The 15,907-nt window shown below is 60.0% G+C and carries 14 protein-coding genes; 7 read left to right on the top strand and 7 right to left on the bottom strand.

Features of this window, described 5'->3' with window-relative positions:
• Positions 1-86: 86 nt before the first annotated feature.
• Positions 87-1,247: a Do family serine endopeptidase AlgW gene (algW, locus tag J3D54_RS13285; protein ID WP_018927192.1), complete on the bottom strand. Its 1,161-nt coding sequence runs from the start codon at positions 1,245-1,247 to the stop codon at positions 87-89.
• A gap of 102 nt (positions 1,248-1,349) precedes the next feature.
• Here algW and J3D54_RS13290 point away from each other — a divergent pair, with 102 nt between their 5' ends.
• From J3D54_RS13290 to cysN, 3 genes are all read left to right on the top strand, one after another.
• Positions 1,350-2,108 (top strand): Nif3-like dinuclear metal center hexameric protein, encoded by a 759-nt coding sequence (locus J3D54_RS13290; RefSeq protein ID WP_018927191.1) that lies wholly within the window; start codon positions 1,350-1,352, stop codon positions 2,106-2,108.
• A gap of 146 nt (positions 2,109-2,254) precedes the next feature.
• Positions 2,255-3,172 carry a sulfate adenylyltransferase subunit CysD gene (gene cysD, locus J3D54_RS13295; RefSeq protein ID WP_007941268.1) on the top strand — a complete coding sequence of 306 codons (918 nt, stop codon included), beginning with the start codon at positions 2,255-2,257 and terminating at the stop codon, positions 3,170-3,172.
• A gap of 9 nt (positions 3,173-3,181) precedes the next feature.
• Positions 3,182-5,080: a sulfate adenylyltransferase subunit CysN gene (cysN, locus tag J3D54_RS13300; protein ID WP_253418771.1), complete on the top strand. Its 1,899-nt coding sequence runs from the start codon at positions 3,182-3,184 to the stop codon at positions 5,078-5,080.
• 181 nt (positions 5,081-5,261) lie between these two features.
• On the opposite strand, the gene J3D54_RS13305 is transcribed toward cysN, so the two are convergent.
• The 3 genes from J3D54_RS13305 to J3D54_RS13315 are packed head-to-tail and all read right to left on the bottom strand — an operon-like array spanning position 5,262 to position 8,665.
• The gene (locus J3D54_RS13305) at positions 5,262-6,167 is read right to left on the bottom strand and encodes an acyltransferase (RefSeq protein WP_253418773.1); all 906 of its coding nucleotides are present in this window, start codon (positions 6,165-6,167) and stop codon (positions 5,262-5,264) included.
• Complete coding sequence (pta, locus tag J3D54_RS13310; protein ID WP_253418777.1) at positions 6,168-8,267, bottom strand: phosphate acetyltransferase; 2,100 nt, start codon at positions 8,265-8,267, stop codon at positions 6,168-6,170.
• 59 nt (positions 8,268-8,326) lie between these two features.
• Positions 8,327-8,665 (bottom strand): DUF3565 domain-containing protein, encoded by a 339-nt coding sequence (locus tag J3D54_RS13315; protein ID WP_253418779.1) that lies wholly within the window; start codon positions 8,663-8,665, stop codon positions 8,327-8,329.
• Between J3D54_RS13315 and J3D54_RS13320 the strand changes: the two genes are divergently transcribed.
• The 3 genes from J3D54_RS13320 (at position 8,634) to J3D54_RS13330 (ending at position 10,967) form a co-directional block, all read left to right on the top strand.
• Positions 8,634-9,119 carry a peptidylprolyl isomerase gene (locus J3D54_RS13320; protein WP_007942189.1) on the top strand — a complete coding sequence of 162 codons (486 nt, stop codon included), beginning with the start codon at positions 8,634-8,636 and terminating at the stop codon, positions 9,117-9,119. The two genes, J3D54_RS13315 and J3D54_RS13320, sit on opposite strands and share 32 nt — an antisense overlap.
• 124 nt (positions 9,120-9,243) lie before the next feature.
• The gene (locus J3D54_RS13325; RefSeq protein WP_253418782.1) at positions 9,244-9,726 is read left to right on the top strand and encodes a glutathione peroxidase; all 483 of its coding nucleotides are present in this window, start codon (positions 9,244-9,246) and stop codon (positions 9,724-9,726) included.
• 137 nt (positions 9,727-9,863) lie between these two features.
• Positions 9,864-10,967, top strand: a complete 1,104-nt coding sequence (locus tag J3D54_RS13330; protein ID WP_253418785.1) for an NADH:flavin oxidoreductase — start codon at positions 9,864-9,866, stop codon at positions 10,965-10,967.
• Positions 10,968-11,056: 89 nt separating this feature from the next.
• Here J3D54_RS13330 and J3D54_RS13335 read toward each other — a convergent pair whose 3' ends face one another.
• Both J3D54_RS13335 and cysZ read right to left on the bottom strand, forming a co-directional pair.
• Positions 11,057-12,283, bottom strand: coding sequence for a glycosyltransferase family 1 protein (locus tag J3D54_RS13335; RefSeq protein WP_253418787.1), 1,227 nt, complete (start codon positions 12,281-12,283; stop codon positions 11,057-11,059).
• A gap of 40 nt (positions 12,284-12,323) precedes the next feature.
• A complete protein-coding gene (cysZ, locus tag J3D54_RS13340; RefSeq protein WP_253418790.1) occupies positions 12,324-13,079 on the bottom strand; it encodes a sulfate transporter CysZ in 756 nt (251 codons plus the stop codon).
• Between the two features lie 314 nt (positions 13,080-13,393).
• On the opposite strand from cysZ, the gene trxB reads away from it, so the two are divergent.
• Positions 13,394-14,356 (top strand): thioredoxin-disulfide reductase, encoded by a 963-nt coding sequence (gene trxB / locus J3D54_RS13345; protein ID WP_253418793.1) that lies wholly within the window; start codon positions 13,394-13,396, stop codon positions 14,354-14,356.
• Between the two features lie 60 nt (positions 14,357-14,416).
• On the opposite strand, the gene J3D54_RS13350 is transcribed toward trxB, so the two are convergent.
• The gene (locus J3D54_RS13350) at positions 14,417-15,667 is read right to left on the bottom strand and encodes an aspartate aminotransferase family protein (protein ID WP_253418796.1); all 1,251 of its coding nucleotides are present in this window, start codon (positions 15,665-15,667) and stop codon (positions 14,417-14,419) included.
• Positions 15,668-15,907: the final 240 nt, after the last annotated feature.

Below are 15,907 nucleotides of genomic sequence, written 5' to 3' on the forward strand. Positions count from 1 at the left end.
ATGAACGATGACGCGGTGTACCTGATACACCGCGGCGTTCCCATCGCGGGCAAGCCACGCTCCCACAGGGTTTTGGGTGTTGGCGACTACTCTTCTTCTTTTTCCTGGATCGGTGCCGGCGGCGGACGCAGGCCTATTTCTGCCGTGAGCTTGAGCTCTTTGCCGTTGCGCATCACCTGAATCGTGACCTTGTCGGTCGGCTTGATGCGTGCCACCTGGTTCATTGACTTGCGACCATCGCCAGCCGGTTCACCATCGATGCTGAGGATCACGTCGCCCAGTTGCAGGCCGGCCTTCTGCGCCGGGCCGTCACGGAAAATTCCCGCGACCACAATTCCCGGACGTCCCGACAGGCCAAACGATTCCGCCAGTTCCTGACTTAGCGGTTGCACTTCGATGCCGAGCCAGCCGCGAATCACCTGGCCGTGTTCGATGATCGACTTCATCACTTCCATCGCCAGTTTGACCGGGATCGCGAAGCCGATGCCTTGCGAGCCGCCGGACTTGGAGAAGATCGCCGTGTTGATGCCGGTCAGGTTGCCGTTGGCGTCCACCAGCGCGCCGCCGGAGTTGCCGGGGTTGATTGCGGCGTCGGTCTGGATGAAGTCTTCGTAGTTGTTCAGGCCCAACTGATTGCGCCCGGTGGCACTGATGATGCCCATGGTCACGGTCTGGCCGACGCCGAATGGGTTGCCGATGGCCAGGGCCACGTCGCCGATGCGCAGGTTGTCGGAACGGCCGACAGTGATCGACGGCAGGTTTTTCAGGTCGATCTTCAGCACCGCGAGGTCGGTTTCGGGGTCGCTGCCGATGACTCGGGCCAGGGTTTCACGACCATCCTTGAGCGCCACCACGATCTGGTCGGCACCGCTGGTCACGTGGTTGTTGGTCAGCAGGTAACCTTCCGGGCTCATGATCACGCCCGAACCGAGGCTTGATTCCATGCGCTTCTGCTTGGGCGAGTTGTCGCCGAAGAAGCGGCGGAATTGCGGGTCTTCAAACAGCGGATGGCTGGGTTTGTTGACCACTTTGGTGGTGTAAAGGTTGACCACCGACGGCGCAGCCGTGGTCACCGCATCGGCATAGGACACCGGGCCCTGCTGCACACCAAGGGTTTGCGGGGCTTGTTGCAGATTGACGTCGAGGCTTGGCAGCCCGACCCACTGCGGGTAACGCTGAATAATCAGTAGAGCGACAAGCACGCCGGCCAACAGCGGCCAGCCGGAAAAACGCAGCGCCTTGAGCATTAAGCACGTCCTGAGAGGTTGCAGGCGGTATGAGACCGCCCATAATGTCGCGCATTATACGAGGCCGCGCGCGCCTCTGAACGGGATATTTAGGAGTCTTTTATGGCCGTCGCCCTGAGCACCCTGGTCGAAGAAGCCGACCGTTACCTGGCAAGTGCAAAGATCGCCGATTACTGCCCCAACGGCTTGCAGGTCGAAGGCCGGCCGCAAGTGATGCGCATCGTCAGCGGTGTCACCGCCAGCCAGGCACTGCTGGACGCCGCGGTGGAGGCCCAGGCCGATCTGGTGCTGGTGCATCACGGCTATTTCTGGAAAGGCGAGAACCCGTGCATCACCGGCATGAAGCAGCGCCGGTTGAAAACCCTGCTCAAGCACGACATCAGCCTGCTGTCCTATCACTTGCCGCTGGACCTGCACCCGGAAGTCGGCAACAACGTGCAGCTCGCCCGGCAACTGGACATCACCGTCGAAGGCCCGCTGGATCCGGACAATCTGAAAATCGTCGGCCTGGTCGGCTCGTTGAGCGAACCGATGACCCCCCGCGATTTCGCCCGCCGCGTGCAGGAAGTCATGGGGCGCGAGCCGTTGTTGATCGAAGGCAGCGAGATGATTCGTCGGGTCGGCTGGTGCACCGGTGGCGGCCAGGGTTACATTGACCAAGCGGTGTTGGCCGGTGTCGATCTGTACCTCAGCGGCGAGGCCTCCGAGCAGACGTTCCACAGCGCCCGGGAAAACGACATCAGTTTCATCGCTGCCGGCCACCATGCCACCGAGCGTTATGGTGTGCAGGCTTTGGGCGATTACCTGGCGCGACGCTTTGCCCTCGAGCACATCTTCATCGATTGCCCGAACCCGATTTGACTACAGGGCTGGAGCCCAAACGAGGGGGTATATTCATATACCCTTTCGATCTAGCTGCCGTCCTGATTAGAAGAAGGCGCTGTGCTAGGATTCCCCGCTCGAACACGGCCCGCAGGCCGTCCATAAGATCGTTTTCGTGAGTAGCCATGGTCGACAAACTGACGCATCTGAAACAGCTGGAGGCCGAAAGCATCCACATCATCCGCGAGGTCGCCGCCGAGTTCGATAACCCGGTGATGCTGTACTCCGTCGGTAAAGACTCCGCCGTGATGCTGCACCTTGCGCGCAAGGCATTCTTCCCGGGCAAACTTCCGTTTCCGGTGATGCACGTCGACACCCAGTGGAAGTTCAAGGAAATGTACGCGTTCCGCGACCGCATGGTCGAAGAGCTCGGCCTGGACCTGCTGGTACACGTCAACCCCGAGGGCGTTGCGCAGGGTATCAACCCGCTGACCCACGGCAGTGCCAAGCATACCGACATCATGAAGACCGAAGGCCTCAAGCAGGCCCTCGACAAGTACGGCTTCGACGCGGCATTCGGTGGCGCCCGTCGCGACGAAGAGAAGTCCCGCGCCAAAGAGCGCGTGTATTCGTTCCGTGACAGCAAGCACCGCTGGGACCCGAAAAACCAGCGTCCGGAGCTGTGGAACGTCTACAACGGCAAGGTCAACAAGGGCGAATCGATCCGCGTATTCCCGTTGTCGAACTGGACCGAACTGGACATCTGGCAGTACATCTATCTGGAAGGCATCCCGATCGTGCCGCTGTATTTCGCTGCCGAGCGTGATGTCATTGAGATGAATGGCACCTGGATCATGATCGACGACGAGCGCCTGCTCAATCACCTGAGCGACGAAGACAAGGCACGCATCGTCAAGAAGAAGGTCCGTTTCCGTACACTGGGCGACTACCCGTTGACCGGTGCTGTCGAGTCCGAGGCCACCAGCCTGACTGACATCATTCAGGAAATGCTCCTGACGCGAACTTCCGAACGCCAGGGCCGAGTCATCGATCACGATGGCGCAGGTTCCATGGAAGAAAAGAAACGTCAGGGTTATTTCTAAGGGGTTGTCATGTCGCACGCATCTGATTTGATCAGCGAGGACATCCTCGCCTACCTGGGCCAGCATGAACGCAAGGAAATGCTGCGCTTTCTGTCCTGTGGCAACGTCGACGACGGCAAGAGCACCCTGATCGGGCGCCTGCTGCACGACTCCAAAATGATCTACGAAGATCACCTGGAAGCCATTACCCGCGACTCGAAAAAAGTCGGCACTACTGGCGAAGACATTGACCTGGCGTTGCTGGTCGACGGCTTGCAGGCCGAGCGTGAGCAGGGCATCACCATTGATGTCGCCTACCGCTATTTCTCTACCGCCAAGCGCAAATTCATCATCGCCGATACCCCCGGCCATGAGCAGTACACCCGCAACATGGCCACCGGTGCATCCACCTGTGACCTGGCTATCATCCTGGTCGACGCCCGTTACGGCGTGCAGACCCAGACCCGTCGCCACAGCTTTATCGCCTCGTTGCTGGGCATCAAGCACATCGTGGTCGCCATCAACAAGATGGACCTCAACGGCTTCGACGAAAGCGTATTTGAGTCGATCAAGGCCGATTACCTGAAGTTCGCCGAAGGCATCGCGTTCAAGCCGAGCACCATGGCGTTCGTGCCGATGTCGGCGCTCAAGGGCGACAACGTGGTGAACAAGTCCGAGCGCTCGCCGTGGTACACCGGCCAGTCGCTGATGGAAATTCTCGAGACCGTCGAGATCGCCAACGACCGCAACTACACCGACCTGCGTTTCCCGGTGCAGTACGTCAACCGTCCGAACCTGAACTTCCGTGGTTTCGCCGGCACCCTGGCCAGCGGCATTGTGCACAAGGGCGACGAAGTCGTTGTGTTGCCGTCGGGCAAGAGCAGCCGCGTGAAATCCATTGTCACCTTCGAAGGTGAACTGGAGCACGCAGGCCCTGGTCAAGCGGTGACGCTGACCATGGAAGACGAGATCGACATCTCCCGTGGCGACTTGCTGGTGCATGCCGATAACCAGCCGCAAGTGACCGACGCCTTCGACGCCATGCTGGTGTGGATGGCTGAAGAGCCGATGCTGCCGGGCAAGAAATACGACATCAAGCGCGCCACGACTTATGTGCCGGGTTCGATCACCAGCATCGTCAACCGTGTGGACGTGAACACGTTGGCCGAAGGCCCTGCCAGCTCGTTGCAGCTGAACGAGATCGGTCGGGTCAAGATCAGCCTCGACGCGGCCATCGCGCTGGACGGTTACGACAGCAACCGCACCACGGGTTCGTTCATCGTCATCGACCGTTTGACCAACGGCACGGTTGCGGCCGGCATGATCATCGCTCAGCCGCTGGCGCATGGCAGCAGCTCCCACCACGGCAAACTGGCCCATGTAGCCACCGAAGAGCGCGCCCAGCGCTTCGGTCAGCAACCGGCCACCGTGTTGTTCAGCGGCCTGTCGGGCGCTGGCAAAAGCACCCTGGCGTATGCGGTTGAACGCAAGCTGTTCGACATGGGGCGCGCGGTGTTTGTACTTGATGGCCAGAACCTGCGTCATGACCTGAACAAAGGTCTGCCACAGGATCGCGCCGGGCGTACCGAGAATTGGCGTCGTGCGGCGCACGTTGCGCGTCAGTTCAACGAAGCCGGTCTGTTGACCTTGGCTGCATTCGTTGCGCCGAGCGCTGAAGGTCGTGAGCAGGCCAAGGACCTGATCGGCAAGGAGCGTCTGCTGACGGTCTACGTCCAGGCGTCGCCGACGGTCTGCGCCGAGCGTGATCCGCAAGGTCTGTACGCGGCGGGTGGCGACAACATCCCGGGCGAATCCTTCCCGTACGACGTACCGCTGAATGCAGATCTGGTGATCGATACCCAGTCGCTGTCGCTGGAAGAAAGCGTCAAGCAAGTGCTGGATCTGCTGCGCAAGCGTGGCGCGATCTAAGCGTTAGCTGAAAACAAAAAGCCCGCAGATGAATGATCGTCTGCGGGCTTTTTTGTGTTCTTGAGATCGCCATCGCGGACAAGCCCGCTCCCACAGGGATCTCTAGTGAATACAGAATTTGCGTTTCACAGAGAACCACTGTGGGAGCGGGCTTGCCCGCGATGGCGCCGGTACAAACACCTCAAACCTTGGCGGTGTACTCACGGTGCATCTGCCCCAACAGCGCGTCCTTGTCCTGCCACAGCTGATTGATCCAGCCCTGAAACTCCAGGCGATACACCCCGTCCTGATCGTAGTTCTTGCCAATGAACTGCGGTGGAATCTTCAGCTCCTGAAAGTGCACCACCACGTCTTTCACATTACCGCAGAGCAAATCCCAGTAACCCGGACGCCCGGCCGGATAGTGAATGGTCACATTGACGATGCCTTCCAGCTGGTCGCCCATGGCATCCAGCACGAATGCAATGCCGCCCGCTTTCGGCTTGAGCAGGTAGCGGAACGGTGAACTCTGTTGGGCATGCTTGCCCTCGGTAAAGCGCGTGCCTTCGACGAAGTTGAAAATCCCCACCGGGTTATTGCGGAACTTGTCGCAGGTCTTGCGGGTGGTCTCCAGGTCTTCGCCTTTCTTCTCCGGATATTTTTCCAGGTACGCCTTGGAGTAACGCTTCATGAACGGAAAACCCAACGCCCACCACGCCAGGCCAATCACCGGCACCCAGATCAGTTCCTGTTTGAGAAAGAACTTCAGCGGGCGGATGCGACGGTTGAGCACGTACTGCAACACCATGATGTCGACCCAGCTCTGGTGGTTGCTGGTGATCAGATAGGAGTGCCGATAGTCGAGGTCTTGCAAACCGCTGAGGTGCCAGCGTGTGCGGCAAACCAGATTCATCCAGCCTTTGTTGTTACTGATCCACGCTTCGTGGGTATGACTCATCAGCCAGCGCGCGAAACGTTGGGTGGGGGCGAACGGCAACACTTTGAACAGCGCCACACAGAACAGAAACGAGCAGAGCAGAATCGTATTCAGCGCCAACAGCAGCGAGGCGATCACGCCGCGCACGGGTGCAGGTAGAAAATCCAGCATTTAAACATCCATAGGTCGGTTGGCAGCTTGAATCGCGGTCAACGCGATGGTGTACACGATGTCATCGACTTGTGCGCCACGCGGCAAGTCGTTCACCGGTTTGCGCAGGCCCTGCAGCATTGGCCCGAGGCTGACGCAGTCGGCGCTGCGTTGCACGGCTTTGTGGGTGGTATTGCCGGTGTTCAGGTCGGGGAACACGAACACCGTGGCACGACCGGCCACCTGACTGTTCGGCGCCAGTTGCCGGGCCACGGTTTCGTTGGCTGCGGCGTCGTATTGCAACGGGCCGTCGATCAGTAGCGAGTTTTGCTGTTCGTGGGCGAGCAAGGTGGCCTCGCGAACCTTCTCGACTTCTTCGCCGCTGGCCGATTCACCGCTGGAGTAGCTGATCATCGCCACCCGTGGAGTAATGCCGAACGCTGCTGCCGAATCGGCGCTTTGCAAGGCGATCTCGGCCAGTTCGCTGGCGCTCGGGTGCGGGTTCATCACGCAGTCGCCGTAAACCAGCACTTCTTCTGGAAACAGCATGAAGAACACCGACGACACCAGCGTGCAGCCCGGCGCTGTTTTAATCAGCTGCAGGGCCGGGCGGATGGTGTTGGCGGTGGAGTGAATGACCCCGGACACCAGCCCGTCGACTTCATCCAGCGCCAGCATCATGGTGCCGATCACCACGGTGTCTTCCAGTTGCTGCTCGGCCATCGGCGCGTTAAGGCTTTTAGTCTTGCGCAGCGCGACCATCGGCTCGACATAGCGCTCACGAATCAGGTCCGGGTCGAGGATTTCCAGCCCCGGTGGCAACTCGATGCCTTGGGCGCGGGCGACCGCCTCGACGTCTGCCGGTTTGGCCAGCAATACACAACGGGCAATGCCGCGGGCCTGGCAGATCGCGGCCGCTTGCACGGTCAGCGGCTCGCTGCCTTCAGGCAACACGATGCGCTTGTTGGCGGCCTGGGCGCGCTGGATCAGTTGATAGCGGAACACCGCGGGTGACAGGCGCATTTCCCGCGGCGTGCCGCAGCGCTGGTGCAGCCAGTTGGCGTCGAGGTGGCTGGCGACGAAATCGGTGATGATCTCCGCACGTTCGCGGTCGTCGATCGGGATTTCCTTGTTCAAACCGTTCAACTGGTTGGCGGTGTCATAGGAACCGGTACTCACCGACAACACTGGCAAACCGGCCTGCAAGGCGCCACGGCACAGCTCCATGATGCGCGGGTCGGGCAGGGTGTCGCTGGTCAGCAACAGGCCGGCCAGAGGCACACCGTTCATCGCCGCGAGGCTGACCGCGAGGATGATGTCGTCGCGATCGCCGGGGGTCACCACCAGCACACCGGGCTTGAGCAGCTCCACGGTGTTGCGCACAGTGCGGGCACAAATGATGATTTTGGTCATGCGCCGGGTTTCGTAGTCACCGGCATTGAGCACCTGAGCGCCCATCAGCTCCGCCACGTCACGGGTGCGCGGGGCATTCAGTTCCGGTTGAAACGGGATGCAGCCGAGCAGACGGAAGTCGCCACTGCGCAGCAACGGCGAGTGCTCTCTCAGGCGCGAGGCGAAGACGTCCATGCTTTCGTCGGTCTTGACCTTGTTGAGGATCACACCCAGCACTTTCGGATCTTTTGGCCCGCCGAATAATTGCGCCTGCAATTCCACCCGGCCGGACAACTCGGTCAGCACTTCGTTTTCCGGCGCCGAGACCAGAATCACGTCGGCGTCGAGGCTCTTGGCCAAGTGCAGGTTGACCCGCGCGGCGTAACTGGCGCTGCGGGTCGGGACCATGCCTTCGACAATCAGCACGTCCTTGCCGATCGCGGCTTGCTGATAAAGGGTGATGATTTCTTCGAGCAATTCGTCCAGTTGACCGTCGCCGAGCATCCGCTCGACATGGGCCAGGCCCAACGGCTGAGGCGGTTTCAAGCCGTGGGTGCGGGCCACCAGTTCGGTGGAACGTTCAGGACCGGTGTCGCCCGGGTGTGGCTGGGCAATCGGTTTGAAAAAGCCGACTTTGAGGCCGGCCCGCTCAAGGGTACGCACCAGCCCGAGGCTGATGGAGGTCAGACCCACACCAAAATCGGTGGGCGCGATAAAAAAAGTTTGCATGCGTATTCTCTGGAGGTGCATGGCAGTGGCGATCATCTATAACTGACGATCTGCCCGAATCAGTCGCCAAGATTATCGCTAACCGAGCCTTGTGCGCACCAACCGCAATCAAAGGTCTGGCCTATTTTTTCATTGCGCAGCAAAGGGTCCAGCACCCAGGCCCGGGATTGCCAGGGTGGTTGGTGCCGCAGGTGTTGGGTATGGCCGCAGGAAAGCTCGGCCACCCAGTGCCCGTCCTCGTCCTGATGAAAACCTGTAATGGTCGAGGCTTTCATTGCACCCCGTCTGTCTGGGTTGTGTTCGCTTTCGGGCGATTGCTTCGCTAAACTTGGACATTCATCTTTCTTATGCAAAAGGTCTCGCCCCATGCTGATCGCCGCCAATAAGGCTGTCTCCATCGACTATACCCTGACCAACGACGCTGGTGAGGTCATCGACAGCTCCGCCGGCGGCGCGCCGCTGGTCTACCTGCAAGGCGCAGGTAATATCATTCCGGGCCTGGAAAAGGCACTGGAAGGCAAAGCAGTCGGTGACGAACTGACTGTCGCCGTAGAACCTGAAGATGCCTACGGCGAATACGCTGCCGAACTGGTCAGCACCCTGAGCCGCAGCATGTTCGAAGGCGTCGACGAACTGGAAGTGGGCATGCAGTTCCACGCTTCCGCTCCAGACGGCCAGATGCAGATCGTCACTATTCGCGATCTGGACGGCGACGATGTCACCGTCGACGGTAACCACCCGTTGGCCGGTCAGCGCCTGAATTTCCAGGTCAAGATCGTTGCCATCCGTGATGCCAGCCAGGAAGAAATCGCTCATGGTCACGTCCATGGCGAAGGTGGCCATCACCACTGATTTTCTGCGCTAAGCTTTCGAGAACTGGAGAGGCGCCCGAGGGCGCCTTTTTAGTCCGCGGCTGTCCCGGGTGGCACCGCCAAGTGGCTGTTTCGAGAAGAACACGGGAAATTTGGAGTCCGTCATGAGTGCTTTTCACGACCTTACATTGAAAGCTTTGGATGGCCAGGAGTTACCTCTGGCGCCCTTCAAAGGGCACGTCGTGCTGGTGGTCAACGTCGCCTCCAAATGTGGCTTGACCCCACAGTATGCGGCGCTGGAAAACCTTTACCAGCAATACAAGGACAAGGGTTTCAGTGTGCTGGGCTTGCCGTGCAACCAGTTTGCCGGGCAGGAACCGGGCACGGAGAAAGAGATCCAGGAATTCTGCAGTCTCAACTATGGCGTGACCTTTCCGTTGTCCAGCAAGCTGGAAGTCAACGGTCACGAACGCCATCAGTTGTACCGTCTGCTGGCGGGCGAGGGCGCGGAGTTTCCGGGCGACATCACCTGGAACTTCGAAAAATTCCTGTTGGGCAAGGACGGTCGCGTATTGGCGCGGTTCTCGCCGCGCACGGCGCCGGATGATCCGTCTGTCGTTCATGCGATCGAAAAAGCGCTGAGCTGAACCCCCCTCAGTAGGAGCGAGCAAGCTTCGCTCCTACTGTCTTTTGATCCTTAATCACCCAAATCAATAGTGCTGTTCAACGCTTGCGGCTCTCCATATTATCGCCGTCATAAAGTCTATGTCCTGTGGAGCGTCCCATGCCCGTCAAAGCCCTGTTCAAGCCTTTTCACCTCGGCGCTCTCGAACTGCCGACCCGCGTCGTCATGGCGCCGATGACCCGCTCGTTTTCGCCGGGCGGCGTGCCCAATTCCAAAGTGATCGAATACTACCGTCGTCGCGCCGCTGCCGGAGTTGGCTTGATCATCACCGAAGGCACCACCGTCGGTCATAAGGCCTCCAACGGTTACCCGAACGTGCCGCATTTCTACGGTGACGCTGCGTTGGCCGGTTGGAAAAAAGTCGTCGATGCAGTGCATGCCGAAGGCGGCAAGATCGTTCCGCAACTGTGGCATGTGGGCAGCGTGCGCCGCATCGGCACCGAGCCGGATGCCAGCGTGCCGGGTTACGGTCCGTCGGAAAAATTGAAAGACGGACAGGTCGTGGTTCACGGCATGACCCGCCAGGACATCCAAGAGGTGATCGCCGCGTTCGCCCAAGCCGCCAAGGACGCCCAGAGCATTGGCATGGACGGCGTGGAAATCCACGGTGCCCACGGTTATCTGGTAGATCAGTTCTTCTGGGAAGGCAGCAACCAGCGTACCGACGAATACGGTGGCAACCTGGCCAACCGTTCGCGCTTCGCCATCGAACTGATTCAGGCGGTGCGCGCAGCAGTCGGCGAGGGGTTCCCGATCATCTTCCGTTTCTCCCAGTGGAAGCAGCAGGACTACACCGCGCGTCTGGTGCAGACGCCAGAGGCGTTGGGCGAATTCCTCAAGCCGTTGGCCGACGCCGGCGTGGATATTTTCCACTGCTCGACACGCCGTTTCTGGGAGCCGGAGTTCGACGGTTCCGAACTGAACCTGGCCGGCTGGACCCGCAAGCTCACCGGCAAGCCGACCATCACCGTTGGCAGCGTTGGCCTGGATGGCGAGTTCCTGCAGTTCATGGTCAACACCGACAAGATCGCACAGCCGGCCAGCCTGGAAAAACTGCTGGAGCGTTTGAATAACGATGAGTTCGACCTGGTGGCGGTGGGTCGTGCGTTGTTGGTGGACCCGGACTGGGCGCAGAAAGTGCGTGACGGGCGTGAACAGGACATTCTGCCGTTCAGCCGTGAGGCGTTGATGACGCTGGTTTAATGTGGCGAGGGGGCTCGCCCCCGTTGGGCCGCGAAGCGGCCCTGAAACCTGAAAATATTTTTCATCAGGTACACCAGCGTGCGCTGGGATTACGACTGCTTCGCAGCCGAACGTGGCGATGCGGCGTTCCGACAAGCCCCCTCGCCACGAGGATCGTGACAAGCCCCCCGCAACTGCCCCTCGAACTGCTCGATAATCGCCGCCCAGCCCTGACGGCTTGCATGCTGGCGGGCATTGAGCCGTACGCAGCGCAAGGTTTCGCGCTCCTCCAGCAGCCAGCGTGCGGCATCGCAGAACGCCTGCTCATCCCCGGGCATGGCCAATACGCCGTTGTAGCCATGACGAATATGCTGAGCCGCCGCAGCCTGATCGTACGCCACCACCCCCAATCCGGAGGCCAACGCCTCAAGCACCACATTGCCGAAAGTTTCGGTCAGGCTCGGAAACAGAAACACATCCCCTGACGCATAGTGACTGGCCAGTGCTTCGCCGCGTTGTGAGCCGCAAAAAATCGCCCCGGGCAATTCCTTTTCCAGCGTCGCCCGTTGCGGACCATCACCGATCACAATCAATTTCATGTTCCGCTGTGGATAAGTAGTTTTCAGCGTGTCGAAACTGCGCTTGAGCAGGCCAAGATTCTTCTCCTGGGCCAGGCGTCCTACGTGGATGAAGGCAATGTCATCCTCGGCCAGTCCCCATTGCTCGCGCAGCGGTTTCAGCCGTTTGGCCGGATGAAACAACTGGCTGTCGACGCCTCGAGAGAGCAACGCCAGACGCTCGAAACTGCGGCGCTCCAGCTCCAGTCGCTGGCTGGCGCTGGGCACCAGGGTCAGGGTCGAGCGATTGTGAAACCAGCGCAGGTAGTGGGTCAGCAAACGCGTGAGCAACCCGAGCCCGTACTGGCTGGAGTACTGCTGAAAATTGGTATGAAACCCGCTGACCACCGAAATCCCCAAACGCCGTGCCGCGCGTAACGCCGACAACCCCAGCGGTCCTTCGGTGGCGATATACAACACGTCCGGGCGATGGCGCTTCCAGCGCCGCAGCAACTTGTGCATCGACGACTGCCCCCATTGCAGGCCGGGATAACCCGGCAGCGGCCAGCCCCGACACAGCAGCAACTCATCGTTGTTGCCCATCAACGGGTCGCCACCCTGACGTGGCCGCACCAATTCGACCTGATGCCCGCGCGCGCGCAAACCGTCGAACAAGCGGCCAAGGGTATTGGCCACGCCATTGATTTCCGGGGGGAAGGTTTCGGTGATCAGGGTGATATGCAGAGCTGTCGTCATGACCTCAGTGTCGGCTGAGGCCATGTCGTCATTGTGACGGTGGGATGATGGATATGTGACGCGATTAACGGCGTTCTGCCACCAGATTCTCCGCGCCACGCTCACGGACCCAGAACAGCGTCGCGCCAGCCACGGCCGCCGGCATCATCAAAATGTTCACCACCGGAATCAGCAACGCCAGATAAACGATCCCGCCGAAGCTCATGCTCTGCCAGCGCTTTTTCCGCAACCAGGCGAGCATCTCGTTCCAGCCCAGCTTGTGGTTGTCCGCCGGGTAGTCGATGTACTGGATCGCCATCATCCACACCCCGAACAGCAGCCACAGCGGTGCGGCAATGATGTTGACCCCCGGGATGAACGACAGGATGAACAGCCCGATGGCCCTTGGCAGGAAGTAGCCGAGCTTGCGCATTTCCCGCGCCAGGGTGCGGGGGATCATGGCAATCAGTTCACCCCAGCTGAAGGTCGGGAAGTCGTCGGTGCCGCGCACCACCACTTCGACTTTCTCCGCGAGGAAGCCGTTGAATGGTGCGGCGATGACGTTGGCGAGCATCGTGAAGGTGAAGAACACCATCAGCACCACCAGCACGACAAAAATCGGCCAGAGGATGTAGCTGAGAAAACTCAGCGAGTCGGGCAGGGACGGCATCAGCGTATCGACCCACAGGCTGAATTGATGGCCGGCCAGATAGATCAATCCGACGAACAGCACCAGATTGATTGCCAGCGGCAACAACACGAACAAACGCAGGCTGGGGCTCAGCACCAGGTTGAGGCCTTCGCGCAGGTATTGTGGGCCGGACAGAACGGGGGCGGGCATAACGGGCTCCGAGCAAAGGGTAAACGCGCCGACCTTACCGGCTTTGCCTGGCGGGCGAAAGCGCGGCAGCGACGTCGACATTAACTGTAACAAAGGCGTCTATACATTCACTGCAACGGAATAGAGACCGCCTATGAGCTGGATTGTTAAACCGTATTTCCTTAATCTTCGCCCCCTCGATACGCTGCACCCATTCTTTTACAGGACTGTCGAGTTCAAGCCTTCCCCAAGTGCTTTCAACGGTCCTTTTTTATTCCCGCCGGCAATCCGGCGTTCCGCGCCAGGTGTTCCGGGCCGGTCAACAGGAGCAGGTCATGTCTGAAGTCCGTCATTCGCGAGTGATTATTCTCGGTTCCGGCCCTGCCGGTTACAGCGCCGCGGTCTATGCGGCCCGTGCCAACCTCAAGCCACTGCTGATCACCGGCATGCAAGCCGGCGGTCAATTGACCACCACCACCGAAGTCGACAACTGGCCGGGTGATGTCCATGGCCTGACCGGCCCGGCGCTGATGGAACGCATGAAAGAGCACGCTGAGCGCTTTGAAACCGAGATCGTGTTCGATCACATCAATGCCGTGGACTTCGCTGCCAAGCCGTACACCCTGATTGGCGACAGCGCGACGTATACCTGCGACGCACTGATCATCGCGACCGGCGCCAGCGCCCGTTACCTGGGCCTGCCGTCGGAAGAAGCGTTCATGGGCAAAGGCGTTTCGGCCTGCGCAACGTGCGACGGTTTCTTCTACCGCAACAAGCCAGTGGCTGTGGTCGGTGGCGGCAACACCGCTGTCGAAGAGGCGCTGTACCTGGCCAACATCGCCAGCACTGTGACCCTGATTCACCGTCGCGAAACGTTCCGCGCCGAGAAGATCCTGATCGACAAGCTCAATGCGCGGGTTGCCGAAGGCAAGATCATCCTGAAGCTGAACGCGACCCTGGACGAAGTGTTGGGCGACAACATGGGCGTGACCGGTGCTCGCCTGAAGAACAACGATGGCAGCTTCGACGAAATCAAAGTCGACGGCGTGTTCATCGCCATCGGCCACACCCCGAACACGTCGTTGTTCGAAGGTCAGCTGACGTTGAAAGACGGCTACCTCGTTGTACAGGGCGGCCGTGACGGCAACGCCACTGCCACCAGCGTCGAAGGTATCTTTGCTGCCGGTGACGTGGCCGACCACGTTTACCGTCAAGCCATCACCTCGGCCGGCGCCGGCTGCATGGCGGCACTGGACACCGAGCGTTACCTCGACGGCCTGCAGAACGCTTCGTTCTGATTCCGTAGAAAACAAAAAAACCGGCCTTGGCCGGTTTTTTTGTGGGCAGACGATTCTGCCTCAGGACAATTTCGCAAGGCACGCCTCAAGAACATTCAGCCCTTCCTCCAACACTGCGGCCTCTGTCGTCAAAGGCGCCAGCAGCCGAATGATGTGGCGCGACTTACCGCTGGGCATCAGCAACAAGCCCGCCTCTCGCGCCAGGGCCAGCAGCTGCGTCAATTGCGCCGAAGCCGGTGTGCCGTCGGCATTGATCAGTTCGATGCCGCGCATTGCACCCACGCCGGTCAATCGGCCCAGGTACGGTGACAGTCCACGTGCTCGCCAGGATTCGTAGCGGCTGACAATTGCTTCCTCCTGCTGCGTGCCCCAAGCGTGCAGATGTGCATCACTCATTTCATCCAGGGTTGCCAACGCGGCGGCGCAGGCGATGGGATTGCCCGAGTAGGTGCCGCCCAATCCGCCCTTGGGCAAGTTGTCGAGTAGCGACTTGCGCCCGACAACCGCACCCAGCGGCACGCCGCCGGCAATGCTTTTGCCCAGCAGGATCAGGTCCGGCTCAATGCCCAGTCGCGAGAACGCAAACCGCTGGCCGGTGCGGCCGAAGCCAGACTGGATTTCATCGGCGATCAGCAAAATGCCTTTGTCATCACAGAATCGCCGCAGCGTTTGGGCGAATTCCACATCCATCGCCAGAAAACCGCCTTCGCCCTGTACCGGTTCGACGATAAAACAGGCCACGTCATTCACGTCGATCTCGACGCTGAACAGCCGATCCATGGCCTTCAGGGCCTCGGAGCAGGTCACGCCGTTGTCTTTGCTGGGGAAGGGCAGGTGATACACCGGACCCGGCAGCACGCCGACTTTCTGTTTGTAAGGGGCGACTTTGCCGTTGAGGTTGAGGGTGGCCAGCGTGCGGCCGTGGAACGCGCCATCAAAGGCAATGATCGCGGTGCGACCGGTGGCGCCACGGACGATCTTCAGGGCGTTTTCCGCCGCTTCCGCGCCGCTGTTGGTGAGCATGCCGCTGACCGGGTAATCCACCGGAATAAACGCAGCCAGGCGATCCATGAGTTCGATGTAAGGCATATGGGGAGCCGCGTTGAACGCGTAGTGAGTCAGCCGAGTGGCTTGTTCGCGAATGGCCTCGACGATGCGCGGATGGCAATGGCCAAGGTTCAGTACGCCGATTCCTCCGACAAAGTCGATGTAGCGCTTGCCATCGGTGTCCCAGACCTCGGCATTTTTGCCGTGGCTGAGGCTGACGGGGTGAACGATGGAGATCGACTGGCTGATGGATTCGCTGCGCATGGATGGCTGACTCTGAAGAAGGGATGCTTCTTTTTATCTAAGCCGCGAGCAGAGGTGCCCGGCAAACGAAATAAAGTTGCCGGGTCAATCTTAAAAGTCGGGATGTGCCCTGATACCGATCGATGGCGACGCATAATCTGTGGCGAGGGAGCTTGCTCCCGTTGGGTCGCGAAGCGACCCTGCTTATCTTAATAAAGTAGGGGACCGCTGCGCAGTCCAGCGGGAGCAAGCTCCCTCGCC

This window comes from Pseudomonas sp. GGS8, from assembly GCF_024168645.1.
Taxonomy (GTDB): domain Bacteria; phylum Pseudomonadota; class Gammaproteobacteria; order Pseudomonadales; family Pseudomonadaceae; genus Aquipseudomonas.